This window comes from Paenibacillus nasutitermitis, assembly GCF_014641075.1.
In the GTDB taxonomy this organism is placed as follows: Bacteria; Bacillota; Bacilli; order Paenibacillales; family Paenibacillaceae; genus Paenibacillus_Z; species Paenibacillus_Z nasutitermitis.
The window spans coordinates 2,192,682-2,214,585 of the sequence record NZ_BMHP01000001.1 but is presented as its reverse complement, the minus strand read 5'-3'; the positions used below and the strand labels follow the sequence as shown (position 1 = coordinate 2,214,585).

At 42.7% G+C, this 21,904-nt stretch carries 21 protein-coding genes and 1 pseudogene; 3 read left to right on the top strand and 19 right to left on the bottom strand.

The window, feature by feature from the left end:
• Positions 1-11: 11 nt before the first annotated feature.
• The 11 genes from IEY46_RS37020 to IEY46_RS09350 form a co-directional block, all read right to left on the bottom strand.
• Positions 12-218 carry a hypothetical protein gene (locus IEY46_RS37020; protein WP_505812637.1) on the bottom strand — a complete coding sequence of 69 codons (207 nt, stop codon included), beginning with the start codon at positions 216-218 and terminating at the stop codon, positions 12-14.
• 667 nt (positions 219-885) lie between these two features.
• Positions 886-1,716, bottom strand: a complete 831-nt coding sequence (locus tag IEY46_RS09395; protein ID WP_188991278.1) for a metallophosphoesterase family protein — start codon at positions 1,714-1,716, stop codon at positions 886-888.
• Between the two features lie 38 nt (positions 1,717-1,754).
• On the bottom strand, positions 1,755-2,129 hold the full coding sequence (locus IEY46_RS09390; protein ID WP_188991276.1) for a family 43 glycosylhydrolase: 375 nt from the start codon (positions 2,127-2,129) through the stop codon (positions 1,755-1,757).
• Between the two features lie 6 nt (positions 2,130-2,135).
• Positions 2,136-3,575, bottom strand: coding sequence for an ABC transporter substrate-binding protein (locus IEY46_RS09385; RefSeq protein WP_188991274.1), 1,440 nt, complete (start codon positions 3,573-3,575; stop codon positions 2,136-2,138).
• A gap of 93 nt (positions 3,576-3,668) precedes the next feature.
• On the bottom strand, positions 3,669-4,499 hold the full coding sequence (locus IEY46_RS09380) for a carbohydrate ABC transporter permease (RefSeq protein ID WP_188991272.1): 831 nt from the start codon (positions 4,497-4,499) through the stop codon (positions 3,669-3,671).
• A gap of 48 nt (positions 4,500-4,547) precedes the next feature.
• Positions 4,548-5,621: a GntR family transcriptional regulator gene (locus IEY46_RS09375; protein ID WP_188991270.1), complete on the bottom strand. Its 1,074-nt coding sequence runs from the start codon at positions 5,619-5,621 to the stop codon at positions 4,548-4,550.
• A gap of 228 nt (positions 5,622-5,849) precedes the next feature.
• Complete coding sequence (locus IEY46_RS09370; RefSeq protein ID WP_188991268.1) at positions 5,850-6,752, bottom strand: carbohydrate ABC transporter permease; 903 nt, start codon at positions 6,750-6,752, stop codon at positions 5,850-5,852.
• A gap of 538 nt (positions 6,753-7,290) precedes the next feature.
• Positions 7,291-7,596, bottom strand: coding sequence for a hypothetical protein (locus IEY46_RS09365; RefSeq protein ID WP_188991266.1), 306 nt, complete (start codon positions 7,594-7,596; stop codon positions 7,291-7,293).
• 221 nt (positions 7,597-7,817) lie between these two features.
• Positions 7,818-8,666, bottom strand: a complete 849-nt coding sequence (locus IEY46_RS09360) for an AraC family transcriptional regulator (RefSeq protein ID WP_188991264.1) — start codon at positions 8,664-8,666, stop codon at positions 7,818-7,820.
• A 244-nt stretch (positions 8,667-8,910) separates the two neighbouring features.
• The gene (locus IEY46_RS09355) at positions 8,911-9,225 is read right to left on the bottom strand and encodes a DUF2834 domain-containing protein (protein ID WP_188991263.1); all 315 of its coding nucleotides are present in this window, start codon (positions 9,223-9,225) and stop codon (positions 8,911-8,913) included.
• Positions 9,226-9,733: 508 nt separating this feature from the next.
• Complete coding sequence (locus IEY46_RS09350; protein WP_188991838.1) at positions 9,734-10,681, bottom strand: helix-turn-helix transcriptional regulator; 948 nt, start codon at positions 10,679-10,681, stop codon at positions 9,734-9,736.
• A gap of 114 nt (positions 10,682-10,795) precedes the next feature.
• On the opposite strand from IEY46_RS09350, the gene IEY46_RS09345 reads away from it, so the two are divergent.
• A complete protein-coding gene (locus tag IEY46_RS09345) occupies positions 10,796-11,227 on the top strand; it encodes a VOC family protein (RefSeq protein ID WP_188991261.1) in 432 nt (143 codons plus the stop codon).
• Between the two features lie 144 nt (positions 11,228-11,371).
• On the opposite strand, the gene IEY46_RS09340 is transcribed toward IEY46_RS09345, so the two are convergent.
• Positions 11,372-11,872, bottom strand: a complete 501-nt coding sequence (locus IEY46_RS09340) for a MarR family winged helix-turn-helix transcriptional regulator (protein ID WP_188991259.1) — start codon at positions 11,870-11,872, stop codon at positions 11,372-11,374.
• Positions 11,873-12,129: 257 nt separating this feature from the next.
• Here IEY46_RS09340 and IEY46_RS09335 point away from each other — a divergent pair, with 257 nt between their 5' ends.
• The gene (locus IEY46_RS09335) at positions 12,130-13,569 is read left to right on the top strand and encodes an MFS transporter (protein WP_188991257.1); all 1,440 of its coding nucleotides are present in this window, start codon (positions 12,130-12,132) and stop codon (positions 13,567-13,569) included.
• Positions 13,570-13,774: 205 nt separating this feature from the next.
• On the opposite strand, the gene IEY46_RS09330 is transcribed toward IEY46_RS09335, so the two are convergent.
• On the bottom strand, positions 13,775-14,668 hold the full coding sequence (locus tag IEY46_RS09330; protein ID WP_188991254.1) for a LysR family transcriptional regulator: 894 nt from the start codon (positions 14,666-14,668) through the stop codon (positions 13,775-13,777).
• A gap of 143 nt (positions 14,669-14,811) precedes the next feature.
• Between IEY46_RS09330 and IEY46_RS09325 the strand changes: the two genes are divergently transcribed.
• A complete protein-coding gene (locus IEY46_RS09325) occupies positions 14,812-15,831 on the top strand; it encodes an alpha/beta fold hydrolase (protein ID WP_188991252.1) in 1,020 nt (339 codons plus the stop codon).
• Between the two features lie 411 nt (positions 15,832-16,242).
• On the opposite strand, the gene IEY46_RS09320 is transcribed toward IEY46_RS09325, so the two are convergent.
• From IEY46_RS09320 to IEY46_RS09300, 6 genes and pseudogenes are all read right to left on the bottom strand, one after another.
• Entirely contained in the window at positions 16,243-17,142 is a 900-nt protein-coding gene (locus tag IEY46_RS09320) for an alpha/beta hydrolase fold domain-containing protein (RefSeq protein WP_188991250.1), read from the bottom strand.
• A gap of 334 nt (positions 17,143-17,476) precedes the next feature.
• A pseudogene (locus IEY46_RS37260) lies at positions 17,477-17,599 on the bottom strand (hypothetical protein); the annotation flags it as partial.
• Positions 17,600-17,688: 89 nt separating this feature from the next.
• Positions 17,689-18,873, bottom strand: a complete 1,185-nt coding sequence (locus IEY46_RS09315) for an ArsA family ATPase (protein ID WP_188991248.1) — start codon at positions 18,871-18,873, stop codon at positions 17,689-17,691.
• 65 nt (positions 18,874-18,938) lie between these two features.
• Complete coding sequence (locus tag IEY46_RS09310) at positions 18,939-19,415, bottom strand: MarR family winged helix-turn-helix transcriptional regulator (protein WP_188991246.1); 477 nt, start codon at positions 19,413-19,415, stop codon at positions 18,939-18,941.
• Positions 19,416-20,030: 615 nt separating this feature from the next.
• A complete protein-coding gene (locus tag IEY46_RS09305; RefSeq protein ID WP_188991243.1) occupies positions 20,031-20,816 on the bottom strand; it encodes a stalk domain-containing protein in 786 nt (261 codons plus the stop codon).
• A 52-nt stretch (positions 20,817-20,868) separates the two neighbouring features.
• Positions 20,869-21,777, bottom strand: a complete 909-nt coding sequence (locus tag IEY46_RS09300; RefSeq protein ID WP_188991242.1) for a LysR family transcriptional regulator — start codon at positions 21,775-21,777, stop codon at positions 20,869-20,871.
• Positions 21,778-21,904 lie beyond the last annotated feature (127 nt).

Genomic DNA, 21,904 nt, shown 5'->3' with positions numbered 1-21,904 from the left:
TAGCTAACTTATTAACGGCAACGGGCACAGCCAGCACAACGTGCGCAGCCAGCGCAGCGGAAGCCTCCACATCTGGCACAACCGGCGCATCCGCCACAGCCTCCGCAGCCTCCACAGCCTCCGCATGAACAAAAGCCGATACATAAGCCGAAGCAAATGCCGATACACAGACGAGCATTATTGGGATCCATTTGACCTTGACCCGAATTCGGAGTCATGCCGCTCGCTTTAAACGCATCCATATTCAGATTTTGAAGATCATTCTTAAATTCATTCATCCTTGTAGCCTCCGTTATATGTTCATGTGATGATTATCGGCACTCTCACGAGTCATATGCCGATAATCGTTCATGACATATATGTATGAATTAAGCTCCGCTAGTGTTACTAATCCATTCACCTACTTGCCTGAGTTATAAAGTGAAAAACCAAAAAAAGAGGATTAGGAATGACATTGAGGATGGGACGGCGATCGACCTTCACCCCATTTTTCATCCATCTTCTTGCATAAATTCTTTGAGTACCATATCGGCATGAAGCTCCGCAATATGACGATACCGCGGATCGGCAATCGCTTCTGAAGCCCAATATAAGAGTGGCAAATAGAAAACGGAGCCCGCAAACCCGCAGCGCTCCGTTTTTATGTATAAAAAAATTTGAATCCCCTTATGTTCCAATGCTTCACGCAAAGCATCGGCCATAATGTCGTAGCCAAGCAGGTGATACCAACATCTTTAGCTGCCAAGCGTATGCTTTGAGTCTGCTTGGACTACATTCCTGGATCCGCTTATCGCAACCTCCATAAATCACTTAAATTCATAATAAAACCTCGCATTGGCCCTATTAAATCCAGGGTTGCTCCAATGAGAGGTTATGATTGCGCCTCTAAAACAACATGATATGATCCCGATCCGTATCCAGTCCATTCGCATTGGGAGGCCGATGATAAAGTGGTAATTGATCAAATAGGAACTGCGCAGCTCTTAATATTTCTTCATCATCGATGGCTACTATTCGCGTTCGCACTTCAGACTTATCGATTTCCACAATGCGTACGGAAGGATGACACAGGCCTGCTGCAGTTTGAATAAAGTTCCATTGTTCTTCCCTTACAATGGAGTGTACGTGATTGTGGCCGTTCAAGTAAAAACAGTTTCCTTGTCTTTTTCGTAAAATGGCTCGCATATCAATGGTCGGGTCTATATGCATCTTTTCATCCAATGACCCGGTTGTCGTGTTATGCAGGGGATGATGGGCAAAAACAAAGATTGGCTTTGATGGAGAAACGAGCAATTGTGCCTCCAACCATTCCAATTGGTCCGCTTTAAGATGTCCGCTATAATCTTTTGGGTCCATTTCTCTAGTCGAATCAACAAATACGAACAGAGCCTCATCGGTTTCAAATACATCGTTTAATGGATGATCCATTAACGATTGTAATTTAGTTTTAGGTAACTCATAGGCATCGTGATTTCCTAATATCTGACGGAAAGGTATACCGGAGCTGCGAATATACTGATAAACGTTATTAAATTCTTCCTCCGTTCCCATGTGAGTCAGATCACCAAGGGAAATGTATAAGTCCGCCTCGATTTCGAATACCTTTTGCAAATATCTTTCATAGAAACGCTCTTTAGCCTTCAATAACGCTTCATTTCCTTGTGCAAATTGGTTATCAAAAAAATGCAAATCTCCGAATATAGCCAAACGCATCATTTTCTCTCTCTCCCATCACAATTTTCGATTCCTATTCCTTATTCGCCAGAAGGCACATCTTCCTTATCATCAGGCGATTTAACGAAACTATTATGTCCGGGACCGAACACTTGGTTTTCCAGGTTCTTTTGAAATACTGGACTTAAGGTTTTTATCCAGGATGTTGGATTCATCATATCATTCTGCTCTGAGCACGTCAGCATACCTAGCGAATAATCATCAGACCAACAAGTGCTTGCCGAGAAAATAAGAAAAATCTTCCCCTTGTTTTTCAAAATGGCCGGGCACTCGTTAATCGCCATACCCCCTTGCATTTCCCACGGGTCCGTCGGTTTACTCAGCAGGAGGTTTTCTCCTTCTATGGTCCAAGGACTGTCACCCCCTCCATCATTCGCCGTACAGTACACATACATTCATTGTTACTTTGACAAATTCAATTTACCGATTTCGGTTTCAAAACTATCGGCCATGCTTTTTAATGCTTCTTCCGGCGTCGTTTGACCGTTTAAAACACTATGAGTTGACACTTCCTGAATATCATTTAACTTGGCAGAAATAAAGGGAACGTCAGTATCCGCAAGTATTTTGGCCGCTTTTAATGATTCCAATAATGCGGGGTAGAATGATTGGGAGTCCCTTACTTCCGGTCTATCATAATTTGATTTTCGTGTCGGATCCATCGTATGTTCGACTTTCAACAGTTCCGCATCTTTGGAGGTCACATATTCGATAAATTTGTAAGCTAACTCTTCCTGCTTTGATGTTTTTGCCATAGCGATTGCCCAACCGCCTAGCGTTGGTGCTTGGCCTGGCGTTACGGCAAATCCAACTTTATCCTTAACCTTGGATTTATCGCCTTGGATAACGGAATATAATCCTGGCCATTGTTCCATCATGGCAACTTCACCCGTGGCAAAGAAGTTATTGGCGTCATCCCATCCAAATTGCAGCAAATCTTTAGGCGTAGTTTTCTGAATTTCCAACATCGTATTCATAGCATCCAAGCCGGCTTTATTGTTGAAGGCAGGTTTGAAGTTTTCATCTACATTAGTGCCGCCGTAATAGGCCAGACGGTTTATCCACAGCCAACGACTTCTTCCTTTGGATGCCATCGTACTGTATCCGTATGTAACGGGTGAATCGGGATTCAGACTTTTGGTAAAGAATTTTGCGGTTTCTACAAACTCTTCCGGTGTTTCAGGAACTTTTAGTTCGTTTCCGTTTTTTTCTTTAAAGGCAGCCTTAACATTAGAATCTTCAAACAAATCCTTTCGATAGAAAAATAACTGAACGTCCGGTTTGTATGGAAATGCGACAAGTTTACCTTTATACCTACCATATATATCTAGAAGGCTTGGAATGAAATCATCGATATCTAAATTAGGACTTGCGATACCAGGATTATCAACAAACGGTTGGAGGTCTTTCAATTGATCCCCTTCGGCGAAGCCATGCATGAAGGCGATCGGCGTAATGATAATATCGTAAATATGACTGGAGTTTAGATCCAATTGTACTTTATCCGTCAAGTTTTCTGAAGGGATACTTTGCACTTCTACTTTTGCGCCGGAAACCTGTTCAAAATAGGGAGCAACAGCCTTGATAGCATTTTCAAAACTTCCGCTTGAAACCGCCACAGTGATTTTTTTTCCTTTGTACTGTCCTTTCAAGGTGCCGCCGCCATCCATATCTTGCAGCTTGATACCGAACGGCTCGGGAAGGTCTTTCAAGGTAGCAGCCGGTTCAGCCTCTTCGTTCCCCTTGTTATCCACGGCCTGTTCATTATTTCCGCTGCATCCGGTAATCAACATAACAACAGCCAAAATGAAAATGAACCCGCTTTTCATCACCTTAGACATTTCAAATCCTCCAATTTCATATTTTTTTAAAATTCTTAATAATTTTATTCAGAAATTTGATAAACGGTGGTTTTGATTGCGTACCTATGCCCATCAACCTTTAACCGCTCCATCCGTTAACCCGCGAACGATATATTTCTGAGTCGTTAGCGACAAAATGATAGCAGGAAGCATAGCAATCGTTCCAGCCGCGGCAAGTGAGCCAAAGGGTGTATCCTCTTGATAGACGATGAGACCATTGATCCCGATAGGCAATGTTTTCTTCGTATCAGTGAACAATAAAACCAGAGCAAGACCGAATTCATTCCAAGCGCCGAGAAAAATCAAGATTGAGGCTACCACAATCCCTGGCACAACGAGTTTGATGGCAATGTGCCTAAATACACCGTAATCGTTACAGCCGTCAATGATCGCAGACTCAAACACTTCCGTTGGAATTTGGTCGTAAAACCCCATGAACAACCAAATGGCCAGTGGCAACGAAAATGTAATGTAGCTGATGACTAATCCAGTCAAGGAATTCAGTAGACCCACATTCTGATAAACAATATAAAAGGGAATCGTATAAACAAGACCGGGAATCATTCGAACAATGATGACTGTGTATAATGCCGTATACTTTCCTTTGAACTTATACCTTGAGAATCCGTAACCCGCCATCGTTGCAAACAAGACAGCTACGACTGTGGTTGCGATGGAAACTATCAAACTATTCAAGAAATAGGTTCCGGCCCCGCCTTTAGAGAATATATCTGCATAATTGTCCAAATGAAAACTTGATGGAAAAAACTCCGGAGGAGTGACGAAAATTTGTCCCGGTGTTTTAAAAGACAACGTAACGGTCCAATAGATCGGGAATAAAAAGAAAACCGCAAATAGGATCAATAGAAAATAAATGATAAGTCTCTCGGATTGAATCTTCACTTGATCGACCCCCCTAAGCAAAAGATAGCCAAACTTCCATCCTCTTTATCAAGGTCTTGGATGAAACTCGACGGGAACCACAATGTGTTTATCAACGCTTTCTCCATTGATTTGGGAGATCAAAGAATGTACAGCGTTCCTGCCCATTTCTCTATAATTTTGTTTAATAAAATGGACGTCCGGCAGACCTACTTCGTCAAAAGTTATGACTTCTACTTTGCTCAACAAAGATAACTGGCTCAAAGCATTGTAAGTTAATAAAGCCATTTCAACATTCACAGTAAAGATCGCGGTGATTTCGGGATTATTCTTCAAAAAATTTAAAATGTGCGAATAAGAACGATTAGACGAAATTATTTCCAATTCATGAATGCACCAGAGGTTTTTATTAATCGGCAGATTTAACTCAAAGAACGCTTTCTCAAAACCAGATGCCCTCTCTTCTGTTGCCGAATTCGTTATCTTAGGAGAAATAAATGCAATATTACGATGGTTCTTATTTAAGAGCATAGAAATGGCTTGGTAAGTTCCTTCTACATTATTCGAAGTAACGTTGAAGGTATCAATGCTTTTCAAAAATCTGTCAATCAATACAAATGGAAAGTTATCGATTTTAAGCTTCAAAATTGCCTCATTATACTTTTCATCGAGAATAGGAAAAACGATCATCCCATCGACACCAATTTGCCTGAATTTCTCGATCGCTCCTGTCTCCTCCGCAAGAGACTCATCCGTTATGCGTAAAAGTAGTTGATACCCATTTTTATGTAAATATTTTTCAACATAATATAGCAATCTCTGTTCTACCTTTGTTTTCATGGTAGGCATGATCATTCCGACAAATGTATTCGTCTCATTAGAAGCAGCTCTCCTGTTGTTTTTATCTTGTAATTGATTCGTTATGTCACTATCTGCTACGAAGGTTCCCTTGCCCTGGACTCTGAGAACAATTCCTTGGTCTGCCAAGCTTATCAGGGCATTCTTTGCCGTAATACTGCTCACATGATACTGATTCATCAATTCGCTTTCAGACAGGACCCGATCGCCCGGTCGCAATGCGCCTTCACGAATCTGATTAACGATTATATCTTGGATATGTTTGTACAGTGGGTATCCTGCCATATGCGATTTCTCCAGTTTGTAATTAGAAATTATGAAATCCTTAACTTGAGTACAAGCACAATAGGGACTTTTTTAACTTGGATAGGTTGATGACACCTTCACATGAGCACACCTTTTTTATGGCAATACAATCACCCCCCGCAGCGTAGTCAATCTGTTGCAGTTAGTAAGCGCTCTCTTTAGAAAACCTGAGGACCCCTCATACCTTCTGTTCGGCTTCGGTATGGATTAGTCTTTAGATTCCTTGCGAATGAGTTTGAGAAAAACTAATGTTACGATCACGATCAAAATGAAGAATATGAAGGCTCCTGCAGAACCTGCCCCAATATCTGAATAGCGGAATGCAGTTTTGTAAATGGTTGTGCCTATCGTTTCAGTATCGTTCCCTGGCCCACCATTGGTTAAGGTGTATACAATATCGAACATTCTCAGTGAATCCATGATTCGAATCGATACGACCAATGCCAAAAAGTTTCTAATCAATGGAAGGGTGATGCCAAAAAAAGTCCTAATCCGATTTGCTCCATCAATGAGTGCAGATTCATACAATTCTTTTGGTACCGTTTTCAAAGCAGCTAAAAAGATAAGCATGCAAAATGGAGTAGATCCCCATAACTCCACAATAATGAGCGAGAATCTCGCATTTTCCGTGTCGGCTATCCAATTCACTTTGTTAAAACCCAGCATCACCAATACGTTATTTATAATGCCGTATACTGGTGAGAACATTAGCTTCCATATGGTCGCAGTGACGACGTGTGCCAACATCATAGGTAAAATGAAAATGGTTTTGAATACGCTGGACGCGCGTTCCATCAAGGAACCGTTCAATAAAAGTGCCAAGGACATTCCCACGATGACATTCAAGGCTACGACAATGATTGAAAAGCTCAACGTCCATGCAATTGACCCTAAGAACGTCTTGTCGGTTAAAATATAACTGTAGTTCTGAAGCCCAAAGAATTTGATTGTAGAGGCTGGCATAGATAAGTTGTAGCTCAAAAAACTTAAATAGAAAGAGTATAAAATAGGTAATATGGATAAAACAATGATAAATAACATCGATGGGCCGATAAACACATAGGGAGCTGTTACCGTAGAAAGACTTCGTGCTTTTTTGATGGTAAACATCGAGTAAAACCTCCTTTTCTTATTCTTGTTCACACAATGCTTATATATTTGTGATTATTATACTTAGGATATTTTTGAAATTATATAATAAATTCAGTACATTTTTTAAGACAGTTGCTTAACTGTGAAGAATTTACTTCCCCTACCCAACCATCTCCTTGTAATAGGCTACTTGGGACATATAGCTGTTCAATTCCTCCCCCGATTTGAATTATGACAATCAAGTGGTCAGGTCTATTGCTCAGGAACAATAGCGAATGTATGTTTGCACGTAATCCGTCGGGAATGAGATCATGTTCTTGTCATTGGGTTTTGACAAGAATCTTATCCCATAAAACAAAAAAATGCCGCGATTTACACCCGGCATCTAACAATAGGTCTGACTTATAAGTTCGGATCGATCGATCACTCTCCGTTCTTTTCCCACTGGTGCAAGTTAAGAAAACAGCAGCCGGTCGATAACCGGCTGCTGTCGAATGAAGCTCCTAGCGGCAGCTTCATCTTATATTTCCCAGACTGCTTAATGAGGAAAGTGAAGTTATATATCTAATCCTAACTTATCAATGAGAAAATCTCCTTGCTCGATTTTCAATGTCTTCTTTTCAATGCTATATTCCCATCCGTTTTCAATTGCATATCTTATTAAACGTTCACAGTTCTTTGGCTTATGTGGAATGAAGTGCCAGCTGCCTTCCCATGTAAATAAAACTTCGAAATAAGAGGTTTTTGATGAATAGACCTTAAAATTCACGAATTTATTACTAGGGATTTCATTAATAACGCAGTGAAATTGAGAGCCATTTACCATTATCTTTTTAGTTCTTTTGTAGAATGTCTTCCCCATTAATATGGCCCTCCTGAATACGACATTTTTCAAACACGACGAGTCATATTGTTACTTTGAAAGTATAGCACACATGTGAACTGCCCTTCCCTTAATGATAAAGCAGCCGATCGAATGGCCGGCCGCCGCTAAGTCATGATTAAGCTGTCGTTCGCCTTTAGCTCAATGTAGTACGGCGGGTGCCCGATGAGAAACACAGGCGTGTCGCATGGAGAAAAAAGTTATTTTTTCTTTACTGGTAGCCAAATCTCCCCAGTAATATGACCAGCCATTCCATAATACATTTCGAAATGAGGGCCTTCAACCTGTTCGTATTCAGATGTCGGAAACCATTCGGAATAAATCCGTCCCCATAACTTTATTAAATCACATTGCTGATCCGGGAAAATAGCCCATGTTAATGCCGGGACAGAAAGTTTTGTAAATCTCTCAGGAATTTCAAGTCCATTTGGTAAAAAATAACATACCATATATTTGAAAGATTCTGCAGTGTGATCATATAAGGCAGCGTGCAATACGGTGTTACTAAAGCGTCCCAGTAATCCATTCATCCCTTCAACACTGCCATCTACATCACATTGTTGGCGGAATTGAGCAACTTCAGCATATACTTTTTGGGGATCTGAATTGACCAGACCATAAGCTCCAAACATCTCAAAAGGCCCTTTTGATTCGATGCGGTAATTCATTTCGACATCTCCTTTTATTGAAATATGAAAGGACATTCGAGGATAGGCTTTTAGAGAAACGCCTTTATCGCGCGCAGATATCGGCATTATCCCGTGAAGAATCTTAAACGCCCGAGCAAACGCTTCTGGCGAATCATATCCATATTTCATAGCTACATCAATAACCTTTTTATCTGTTGTCTGCAGCTCAAATGCTGCCAATGTCAAACGTCGACGTCGAATATACTCAGATAACGATACTCCAGTAATAAACGGAAACATTCTTTGAAAATGATAAGTAGAGCAACAGGCTCTCTGCGCTATTTCATCATATGAGATATTGTCCGCTAAGTTTGTTTCGATATATTCCATGGCGCTATTCATCCTGTCCAACCAATCCATCGTTTTCCCTCCTTTCAAGATAAATTTTATCGCAGATAAAAAACGAATACCGTGCATTTTCTGCACGGAAAAGTCAGCATGTCGATGATAATATAACTCAACACTTTCGATAGTAACATTGAACTATCCTCCCCATTAGCTTAACGAGGCTGCCATTTCATACTGGTAGCCTTGTCCTGGTGATTGTTAAGCAATAGTTGCCCGAGGGAGCGTAATAAGGTGCGTGCTGAATTCAGCCTTGTGATTATCGCTTCTCTAAGTGTTTTTCACGAAGAAATAAAAATAAAGGAAGGCCTAATGAAACCCCTACTACAAGCGTACCGACAATCGGCAACCATAACAAACTCATACCCTTTCTTTTACCTTCGAAGAGGATGAATCCGATAAGTACAATTGCTGATACTAATACATCCATCCATGCAAATGATCCTATACGCGTTTGGGTGATATCATCTACTAATTGTGAAATATCAAGGCCATTCTGTATTACCCAAGGAAGAAATTGTGAATACGGCAACGCAATTCCAAAAACCATTAAGATTCCATAAAAGTACTTCAATGAATAGCCTCCCAGTATCAATTTCCTGACCCTTAACCAATTTATTTACTGATCTTATTTTACCATATTTCCCCACTATCCTGCCCGATAGCTCGGTCGTTAAGATCACCACTTTTCTGCAGTCCGTCGGGAATGAGATAAGGTTCTTGTCAAAACCCAATGACAACAACCTTATTCTATAAAACAAAAAAAGCCGCGATTTACGCGGCCTTCAATGAGATCATGGGGTCACGCTAACATTTTAACGAACCAGACGGATCGCCGATGGCCGTCCAATTAGATGTAAAAAACGTCCTGGAGTCGGCACGCTTTTTTGTAAACTGGAACCTTCCTGCAGCTAGGCGATTATCGGAGCTGTTTTTGTACACAATATAAGGCATAGTACCACCCGTTCACAGAAAGGAAAAAATCAATATGCAAGCCGGGCTTTTGCTGACGCGCTAGCGGAACCTTCGAGCCTTGCACCCCAAAAACGTGACCATCAAGCAGCCTTCGTGTTAGACAATCTTTACCGATATTGCGCCATTAGTTTGTCCAGCATGTCTCTCATAACATAGATCAACTCATCTGGCGCTTTTACCTTTGCATCGGTACCCAATCCAATAAAAAATTGGCCGAAAAATGGAAGGCTGCTCGCGGGGATTTGATTGCCCAGCCATCCTGTGCCGTCTTCTCGAACTTGAATTTGAATTTTGTGCGCTGGCCACAGTTCAGACTCGCATCTTTGCACCCCTGTTGCAGTAAGCTCAACATAAAGTTCCATAGCTGGACCTTTCTCTTCAATGTAAGAATCCCAGTTTCCTGTATGCACTTGCGTCAAATTAACCGCTTCCAGTTTGGAAAGTTCAACAGATCTAACCCGGTCACAGCGAAACAAGCGAAAATCGCGGCGGTGAAAGCAATAGGCCGGACAATACCAAAACCCGTTGCTGGCATAAATGCCGATCGGCTGAACATCTCTTGACTGCTTATGCTGTATTGATTCGTACTCCATGCGCACCACTTTTTGATCGATCGCAGCATCCAGCAACAAGCTCAAATAAGGTGTACTTGCACGTCTCATCGGCGTAACCAGATCAAATCGTTTCCGCATCCGGTCGATACGGTCCCGAATATCTTCCGACATATAGGAGTAAAATTTCCGCAACACTGAATCTGTTTCCGCCTCGAACGGAAGATCCGCGTAGTGCCTCAATGCATGGCTGGCAAAAAATACAGCAAGCGCTTCGCCTTCCGTAAAAGCAACTGGGGGCAGCATTCTCTCGTTAATCATCTTATATCCCCCATGCTGACCGACCTCCGAATAAAAAGGAACCCCCAACGCGCTCAACTCCTGCATATCCCGAATAATCGTCCGCGTGGAAACTCCAAATTCACTGGCAAGCTGTTTGGCGTTGAAAGATTTCTTTTTGTTGATGGCCATCATAATTTCGATCAGTCTTTTGGACTTCGCCATTATAATCTCCTTTTCATGTATTGCGACAAGTATTGTCACTATTGTACGATATGATGCTAATGAAGTCCAAAGCTGCAAAAATTGGACAATTTAATTTAAAAGGAGATTGATTACATGTCAATGCGCTCAACATCGTTCATTATGCTGGATGGACAAGCTGCGGAAGCGATTGAGTTCTACCAGGAAGCGTTGAACTCGAAATTACTGTACAAAACGATGTACGGGGAAGGCAAGGATGCCAATAGTTTGCCTGAAGAAGTGAAAACCCGTATTTCCCATGCCGTGTTGCAAACCGGTGAAAATGATTTGATGGTCGCTGATATCTTTCCGGGGCAACCTTATGCAATCGGAGATCAGGTGAATATTTGCATTACAGCGACGCAACAAAGCGAGATTGAAGAAATGTTTAATAAATTTAGCGAAAAAGGGCAAGTGATGTTCCCGTTGCAAGAAACTGAATTCAGTCCCTGCTTCGGAATAGTGAAAGACCATTTTAACATTACGTTCCAATTCTTCATGAATGATACAACAAGCAGTTGGAGCTGAAAATAAGAGGTCTTGATCGGGGAGGACTCCCCGAACGCTATAAAGCTCCGAGGGGAACCCCGGAGCTTTTCTGACCGATACTTTCGGATTATGACTCTATTATTAATGAACCTGTTTACTCCCCCCCCGGGCCCAAAAAGAGGATCAAGATTCTGGTTTTGGCTCTAGATTTTGTTTCTCCAAAACTTTCCTCATCGTATTGTTAAAACAATTTAAGAAATTTTCAAATTGATCAAGCTGATCGGGGGTATAATTCCTGAGCATTGCGTCCACATGGTCAGCGAGTGGTCCAAAAAATTCTGCAGTATACTCATGAACTTTTGGACCGCTATGAAGAGTCACTATCCGTCGATCGGCGTCCTCGCGAGAGCGGAATATGTGTCCGGCTCTTTCAAGTCGGTTAAGCAGAGCAGTAGTTGCTCCCGATGATAAAGAGATGCGCTCGCTGAGTCGCGCTGGTGACAACGGAGAGCCGATATCTTCGGCGTAGAAGATTTCAACCAACGCAGTAGCGTCTGTAGAGTGCAATTTCAGCCAAGTTGCGAATCTGCGTGATAACTCAGCATAATTCGCGCCAAACTGCCGTAACTCATTCACAATGAGCTCACGATGCTTAATGACGTCTCTAGTTTCAGGATTTTCCATTGGTTCTTTCTCCTTGAATATTAATAGTTGAGTTTTGTTTGCTATTGTGTGTTTATCTCCGTTCTCCCATGCTGATCTGCAGCTTACACCTTTCTATCGTAATGTACCTTCAAATGGATGTAAAGGCGTGAACCAGATCGGGTGGACCGAGACGGTTACAGCAGATGTTGCGGAAGAAAAAAATGCATGTTGACATTTTTGTTCAGTAAAATGATATAATACTTCATGGTAAAGATACTTTATTGTGGAGGTAGTTGATGTTGAATACTGAATCAGGAAGTTCACGGTCGCCGTTTATCGCTTTAATTGTAGTCTTAGTAGCTGTTTTCATGGAATTGCTTGATGCAACGATCTTGAGTGTCGCAGCTCCTTCGATATCTGCATCGCTCGGAACTAGCGAATCGGAGCTCCAATGGACGATAGCCGGGTACACGCTTGCATTAGGCGCAGGTTTAATAATTGGCGGTCGGGTTGGCGACCAGTTTGGACGGAGGCGCGCCTTTTTATTAGGTCTTGCCGGATTTACGATAGCCTCTCTCTTATGTGCGCTCGCTTCTAATCCAATGTTCTTGATTTCTGCGCGTATTGCCCAGGGGTTGATGGCCAGTTTAATGATCCCTCAGGTCTTTGGTATTATTCGTTCATCGTTCACGTCCTCTCAACGTGCTAAAGCTTATGGAGCCTATGGTGGTGTTTTAGGTCTAGCTTCTGTGGCAGGCCCGTTGCTTGGTGGATTGCTTGTGAATGCTAATCTTTTTGATTTAGGCTGGCGAACCATTTTTGGGATAAATGTTCCAATTGGCATCATAGGCCTACTTCTTGGAATCCGATTTTTACCCGAATCTCGAGAACATGGCTCTACGAGACTCGACCTGATTGGCGCATTACTCGCTGCGCTTGCAACCGTTCTAGTGCTATTGCCTCTCGTTCAGGGTCGTGAGTGGGGTTGGCCATGGTGGAGCTTCGCGCTACTTGCCCTGTCCATTCCAACAACAGCACTCTTTATTGTGAGAGAGAACCGCTTAGCGGCACGCGGCGGTCAACCGATACTCGATCCTGCCCTTTTTCGCATCAGAGCTTTTACCAGCGGTCTGTCCGCTTCGCTGTTATTCTTCGGTTGCATTGGCTCATACTTTTTCCTGCTTTCACTCTACCTTCAGATCGGAACAGAACGGAATGCGCTCGAAACTGGCATGATCATTCTTCCGTACGCGATTGGATCTCTCATTACATCAGGCATAGGAGTCCAATTTGCTAACCGTGCGGGTCGTGCCTTACTAGTATCCGGTAGTTTACTCCTCGCTCTCTCTCAGTTGCTTCTACTATTCATAGTCCGAAACGGTGCCGATCCCTCATACTGGGCGCTTGCCCTGCCAATGATTATCGGCGGACTGGGTATCGGGCTCACTGCACCAATACTCGTTAATGTTATTCTTGCAGGAGTACCTGTCAAAGACGCAGGCGCCGCTGGCGCAGTTCTCACTACCGTTGGTCAAATCGGTAACACCACGGGTGTTGCCATCCTAGGTGTTGCTTACTTCACCAAATTAAATGCATCGTTTGCAGATGGAGCGAATCAATTAATTGCTTACGGCGACGCTCTTACCTCTATTCTTCCATGGCAGATTGCATGCTATGTTATAGCGGCTGGTCTCATGTTTATGCTTCCTTCAAAAGCAACGAATGCTGAAATTTAAGTAACTTTCTTGTAAATGTTAATCTCATTGGACACTCATCTATTCGGCTATGATCATAAGTTCTTGTCCTCGTCTCGGGACAAGAACTTTGCATTGTTAGGAGCTGCTATCATAATTCCCCCATGTTGATCGACAACCTGCTGGAGTTCGTCCTTTACAAATTCAGTTACATTCGAGCGTAACAGTGTTGGTATTATCACTTTCGTTAGTTCTCTATAGTGAGAATCTCCCTTGCTGCTTCTATGAAAGATAACATAATTGGCGAAAGCCACTTGTCTTTATGCCACAACATCTGTGTATACACCTGCAGGTCCGGAATTTGCCATGGAAGGGCAACAAGCTCTCCGCGTGCAACTTCGGCTTCCGTTACAATCTCAGGAAGAAAGGCAATACCGATTCCCGAAATTGCACATTGTTTAATGGCTTCTGCACTTTGAAACTCTAAATACGTAATGTTATCAATGCCCTCTTTCTCAAAGGAGCGGTCGAACATGGTTCGATAGGGACAACCCTTTTCATTCGTCAGAAACACTTCTCCTTGAAAATCCTCCAGCTGCAGCACAGTTTGCTTTGCGAGCGGGTGGTCTGGAGCAGCGAACAAGCGGAAGGTTTCTTCCAGCAACGGTTCCACTGCAAGCCCGTTCGAGCGAATGGGTTCATCCAACATATAAACGATATCCGCGGTTCCCTCAAAAAGGGTTTGCTTAAGCTCTTGATTTGGAACTGAGCGGAAGATCAGGCGAACGCCCGGATGCTGCGAACGAAACCGTTGAAAGACAGCTGGAAGCCGATAGGCGCAAATAACCTCATTGGCGCTTATCGTTAGGGTGCCGCTTAGAATTTCATTGTCATGAATATCGATGCGAGCTTCGTCCAATTTGTCAAGAACGTCTTGGATATGCGTTAAATAGCGTTTACCCGCAGTTGTGAGAACGAGCTGCTTGCCCAAGCGATCAAAGAGACGAACACCAAGCTCGTCCTCCAATGTTTTAATTTGTATCGTGACGTTGGAGGGGACGTAATTCAGCACTTCTGCAGCCCGAGTGAAATTTAAGGTTGATGCAACCGTCCGGAACGTATTCAGTTGGCGCAACTCCATCTTTCGACCTCCTATGCTTTCAAAATTTTTGAATACAACTGTGAATTCAATTCACTTTTATTGAGAGTATCACTGCTTTATACTAAGCACAAGAAAATCACACACAGATGGTGTGGTTTCATTGTGAAGGGAGCGACTATACGATGGATTATGAGATTATGAATTTGGGTGATGTAACCTTGCAATCGGGAGTGACGTTGCCAAGCGCTTTTCTTGCATATAAGACTTATGGGAAATTAAATGAACAGAAAGATAATGTCATCGTCTATCCAACAGCTTTTGGTGACCAGCATGTTCAGAATGAATGGCTGATTGGCAGCGGAATGGCACTGGATCCGGAAAAATATTTTATTATCGTTCCCAATCTGCTGGGCAACGGATTATCTTCGTCTCCGAGCAACACGCCTCCCCCATTCGACCGTGCTCATTTTCCGCAGGTCACCATCTATGACAACGTTAGATTACAGCATCGGCTGGTGACCGAAAAATTCGGCATTCAAAAGATTGCTCTCGTAGTTGGGTGGTCGATGGGAGGCATTCAGGCATTTCAATGGGGTGCAACTTATCCGGAGATGGTAGAACGAATTGCACCCTTCGGAGGAATTGCCAAGCCTTGGCCCCATACATTTGTGGTATTGGACGGTATGAGAGCTGCGCTGCTAGCTGCGGTTGGCTTTGACGCAAGTAAACTCAACCAGTTGACTTCTGCAGACATGCGCGCCGTTGGCCGGGTTTATGCGGGATGGGGATTATCGCATTCGTTTTATAGAGAGGAGCTGTACCGTCAGCTGGGATTTGACTCCTTGGAAAGCTTTGTAGTCGGCGTCTGGGAACATAGCTTTATGAAAATGGACCCGCACAATGTCCTGACCATGTTATGGACAGGCCAACATGCGGACATTAGTGCAAACCCCTCCTATAACGGAGATTTTGATAAGGCGCTTAAGAGCATTACAGCTCTTGCCTGCATTATGCCGGGGAGCACGGATCTCTTCTGCACAGCGGACGATAACGAATACGAGGCTAATCTTATACCTAATGCTGTTTTTAATCCTATCGAATCGAACTGGGGCCACTTTGCTGGTCGCGGAATCAACAGTGCCGATAATAAATTTATTGATGACAACCTGAAACGCTTGTTGGCACTTCGTACAAACGGGTAGAACATAATTTTTTTCACGCCGGTCATTTCTCATGAATTAACTGCTGTCCGTTCAATGATGAAAAATCAATAAGTGGCGGTTGCGCTAAACTGTCTGTTAGCTTAGTCGTTAAGATCTCCACTTTCCTGCAGTCCGACGGAAATGAGATCATGTTCTTGTCAAAATCGGGAATGGGATAAGGTTCTTTGTCATTGGGCTTTGACAAGAATCCTATCCCATAAAACAAAAAAACCGAGATTTACGCGGCCTTCAATGAGTTCATGTTCTTGTCACCCGGCATCTCATCTAATTCTTCGTTGATGCATTTATAAGTTGAGTTTTAAATTCGGTGGCGGTAATGAAAATCGTGACCATTCGCTTTTCCGGGTCGTATAGTAAGTAATATGTGGTGGAATATTTCCGTATTTTACTTCAAGAGATCAAATCAATGATTTGTCTGATTGCTTTTTTGGCTTCTGGAATCGGCATCGCGGGAAAGACATGATTCATTTTTGGATATTCGTAGTAATTGATCATGACACCTTCCTTCTTCGCTCGGTCTCTAAACTTTCGCGCATCAGCTACCATCAGATCATGAGTGCCGATAAATAAGGAAATTTCCCCCAAGCCTTGAATATGACCGTTTATTGGGCTTAAAAGATAGTAATTCGGGTCTGTGTCGCCAGCATATAGTTTACCGAGGATGGCGAGTCCATATGAACCTAGCGAGGCATCATTTTTCTCGAATTTCTGAATATCAGGATTCGACAATGAGATATCTAACCATGGGGAGATTAATATAATTCGACTCGGTTGTGGAAGATTTTTTTCCTTTAACAATTGAGCTAATGCTAGCGCAAATCCACCGCCTGCCGAATCGCCCATAAATATAATATTTTGCGGAGAGGTTTTCAGTAACAGCTTTTCATAAATGGGGAGTACTTGATCATATGATTCATGATACTGGTGATGAGGGACTTTTGGATAGACGGGTACAATCATCGTGGCATTACCCATGTCTGCTATTTTACGTATGAATTTCCAATTGGCGCCCCGAGGCTGATTTATATAACCACCACCGATTAAATAAATAATATATTTTTCAGTGGCTTGCTTATTTCCTTGTAAAATATAGCAATCCTTTCCATACGATTGTTCCATCGTAATATCCAGTTTCTGTTGGATTTCTCCAGGCAAAATATATGGTTTTGCATTCTCGGTTCGCTTTTGCTCGAGGAATTTTGCAAACTTCACTTTGTCTGAATAACGTTGTTTTAGTCCACTCATTAATAAAATAGATTCTATCAGTTTGCTCCGAATGCTTCGCTTCATCTCAAAAAACCCCTCTCTGACCCACTGCTTTTCATTTACGGTTTTAACACCATCAATATGATAATGGCAACGACGAGTAGTTTACCAAACCAATCATAAGGAGTCAGTTTACTAGACAAGATTTTATATTGTTGCGGAATCTCGTCACTTTCACAGGTTCTGATCATTTCATGCATCGTTTTCATTTTAGGTCCGATAACCATTTCCGAGTAAAGGGCCCGCACCTAAAATAGCGGCAAAAATATGGATGCCAACCAGTAATGTATAAATTTGATCCATGCGCGTTCACCTCTCAATGTATCATTATCGTCCATTTACTCTGCATCGCAAGCAGCTAATCTTTCGATATTTCGATTTTTCGGGCGGTTTGGCGGCCCTGCTCATCCTCTAACGTATCAATGACGCTGTCAATCACCGCACGGGAAGCGAGCAACCATTCCTTGATGCCGTGTGTTACGTGCTTTTTGGCTTGTCAACGCTCCAGGTGAATGAACAACCGTTCCAAAGCAGTCAAATTCTCCAGCATTCTCACCTCCCTAGGATTTCTCATTGATCCTCACTTCTTTTCCGTTTGCCGAAACGGATAATCAGTCGGTCCTCCACGTACCTCGCGCCTTCAACCTGCCTACCCATCAGAGATCTTGGCAAAATGACCTTCCGTTTATAGGCACCCGCATCCACTGTCAATTCATCGCCAGCTTGCGTTAAATCCAGAACTTCCTTATCGACAAATGGAATCATCAGTTCCAGCAGCATGACCCCGTCCTCCTCCCGTATCATTTCTGTTCTGCCGCGATAAAACATGTCCGAGGGATCACGGGATTCATACAGGATATCGGCAAATTGTTCAAGGGCGGGGAGGCCGATTACTTCCTCTCGCATCATCGGTGCTTTCAAAATTGGAAGTGGGTGGAAATTCGATTCGATTTCTTCCTCATATTTTCTTTGAATATCCCGCCAATGCGAGAAAAACCCATCTCCTGCCTCATCGGGCAGCACACGGTTCACAATGACCGCATCGGTGCTGAACCCGAACAAGTTCAAATAGGTGAAGGAGCGTCTCGATTCCGCAAGCACCATCTTCTCGGGGTTCAGTACGATCCTCACAGACGTGATCTTCGGGTTAAGGACGATCCGCTGCATTTCCTCTAACCCGCGAGCGAGCCGCTCTATGCTGTTCAACACGTCATCCGAAGGAAGCTCTATATTTTTGGTAAGCTTGGCGACCGGCCGAACGAGCTTGATTAATTTTCGCTCTGCCGGAAATATTTTTTCCAACCACCAATTCAATACATTCGGGTAGCTGAGCAGCCGCAGCGTTTCTCCCGTGGGAGCGCAATCCACCACTAACACATCGAAATGTCCGTTCTGAGCGTGTTCCTTGATCTGCAATAAACTGAAAAGCTCCTCCATGCCAGGAAACACCAGCATCTCATCGGTTGTTATGTCTTTCAGCTGCGCTTTGTCAAGCAGTTTCGTCAGCCAATCTTGAACCATTCCCCAATTGCGTTCTGTTTCCCAAAGACTGTTCACTTCCTGTCCCCACAAATTTTCGCCGATCTGGACCGGTTCCGGTCCAATCGATACGGCCAAAGAATCCGCCAAACTATGCGCGGCATCGGTGCTGAGAACAAGCGTCCGCTTTCCTTGTTTGGCCAGCTTTACAGCCGTCGCAGCCGCCACACTCGTTTTGCCTACGCCGCCTTTGCCCGTGAAAATAATAATCCTCATGCTTGCTCGCTCCTTTTAGTACGATTCCGTAGTAAATATGTAAAAAAGAATCCGGTTCGAACCGGTTATTCTTCAATAATAATTTTCTTCGGAACGGTCTTTTTTTCTTGGGGCATTATCGGACCCTTGTCGTGAAAAACCTTGGCTGCCTTGAACAGGAGAGTCATGAATTGCTCCATTTCTTCCGGTGTAAAAGCCGCCTCGAGCCTGCCGAGCGTCGCCAACATGATTTGTTCCGATTCTTTCGCAACGTTCCGTCCTATCTGCGTCAGTGTCACGAGTTTAACACGCTGATCTTGAGCAGATGCAGCCCTGGCGATGTAACCTTTGTGTTCAAGCCGTTTCGCGATGCTGGTCATCGTACTTAGAGGGGCCCCCATCACGGACGCCAATTCCGACATCGTCATATCTCCCTTGAAGAGCAAAATAAGCAGAGTTGACAAATCGGAGCGCGTCAGTTTTTGTTCGAGCTGCAGCGTATCGGACATAAAAGCGAACGGACGCAAACCGCTCTTGAGGAAGAGTTCGTATAGCTGATGCATGCCAATTCTCCTTTTAGTACGAAATCATAGTAAATGGTTGTGTTCAGTTTAGTACGAATTCGTATTAATGTCAAGACAGCCAATTCGGTTGATTGTCAAACCGATCGTATTACCGACTATTCGTAGCGCCATCGTTCCTGATATCAGCCACATCGAGTCTGATATTTCATGTTTCGAATATAGGGAAAAAAGAATCTCAAGGATAAATGGACCTGTTAAATTGATGACCCATGTTCCCCATAAAAACCCGATGTCATCTTGGAATTTATCAATTTACCAAGGTAAAAGCGCGAGAGCGTTCCCGCAATGGCACCAAGACCAATAAGCCAAATTATGCGGCTCCCTCCTTCTTATTCGCAATTGTTTTACTTACAGTATCCAATCGATTCCCGGTATTGGCGGCAAAGCTGTAACGATATTGTCAGTAAATTAAAAGAACGTACATCGAAAAAAACAGTCGGTCGGAATGACCGGCTGTTTCAATGAACGACGACGGCAACGTCGGCAACATTATCTTTCCTCTAACAAATTAGCAGTATTTCTTGACCTAAGAAAAATTGAATCTTCATTTATTATCTCGCTAATAAGCGCCTCTTAATGAACTGCAAATCCAAATTATGGCTCAATAATTTGTCTGCCCACATTTACATCGTCGACCTTCCATTTGCTATCAACAAATTTATAGAATACATAACGATCAACGAGCTCGAGATTGTTAGGGCCACTTTCAAAGTAGGCAGATTGGTGCATTCTCGCCGCTGTGGTGCTGCTGTAGGTAATATCGGCTTTTTTTGTTAGTATCGCGTTATTTTCAATGCCATTATTGTGAATAATCTTGTTAATAAATGAGTCCGTGAAATAAGGTCTGAAATATGTTCGAATTTGCGAAAAGCTTGAGAGATCGGTGGCTTCATTGATCTTTGCATTAAGTTCGTTTATTCTCTCCTGACTCATTCTCCAAGGCTTGGACGGCTCTGTATAGATAAAGACCTGTTGCAGACCGATCGTAATGGTTGTTTTACGTTCTTGTTCGGACCACAGCGCTGTACCGCCAAAGGCTTCAGCAAAAACACGTGCTGGAACATAGGTTGTTCCATTATCAATTTTTGCTGGCACATCAAGGCTGAGAGCAGTGTTATTTATTAAAGCAGTACGAGAATTCACAAGCAGCGTTAACTCTTGTTTGCCACGAATAATCGTAATGCTTTTTTTGGCCTGGTTCCAAGTCACTTCTGAATTAAATTTCTCTGAAACAGCACGTAATGGAATCAGCATTCGTCCATTTACAATTTTTCCATTGTCAACCGTATTCGAAAGATTATTGGCGAAGCTTATCGCTGGACTACCGATTAGTAAGGTACATATGAAAGTAAGTAATAGTGCAATTATTGTTTTTTTCATAGATGATTACTCCCACTGTTCTATTATTCTTGACCTAATTTCAATACTGTAGTCAAATATTCTTTTTCATATAACTATTAAAAAAACACAGGAGTTCCGATTGAAAACTCTTTGCAGTAAAACTAAGCTCACGATTTTTATGAACAATTAGACCATGTGTAAATCTCATGTTGGAACTAAACGGAAGAAGCTTTAGTCTGCCAGTCTTTAGTTCGTTGTTGATCGCAATTTCAGGGACTAAGGCAAAACCCCTTCCACAGCTTACAAGTTGTTTTATCATCTCAAGACTTGAAAGCTCTAACGCATCTTTAACCGTAATCCCGGCATTTTTTAAAACATCTACAGCAGTCGTATGATACAAACAAGATGTGCCGCTACTGATAAAAAGTTCGTCATTTAGAATCTGGACTCCAGCATTTCTCACTTTCCGGAATATATCCTCAGATGCAGCAAAAACGATCGTCTCTTCCATAATGGGATAAAAAAGAATTTCATGGCGATCCGGATTTTGAGGAACAATTCCAAAATCCAGCTCATAATCCAGTATACCTTTTAGGATATCTTGATGTGATCCTTGTTCAATTCGCAAATTTACGCTTGGAGAATTTCTCGTATATTCCTGAAAAAAGGGAAGCATACGTGTAAGAAAAAAAGATTCCTGTGTTCTGATACGTACGGTTCCGCATGGCTGATCCAGTTCATTCATACTTTCTTTAAGGGATTGACTTAAGTGAACATACTGATAAGCATATTTTGAAAATACCTTCCCCGCTTCCGTAAGTTCTATCCCTCGTGGATAGCGATGAAACAATTTTTGTCCGCTAATTTTTTCTAAATGTTGGATATGGGTGGTTATTGTGGACTGAACATAACCTAAGCGATCCGCAGCTCGACTGAAACTTTTCTCTTCAAGTAAGGCAATAAACGCCAGAAAAAAACGGCCTTCTAATGAATCTATCACATCGACCACCCTCATATATTCTAATTTGAAATAGTAGGCATTCAATTTATTCGTTAGTCAAATATATATTTTTATTATACGATAACTTTAGTTCAAAACCAATTTCCGTAACACCATCGAATCACGG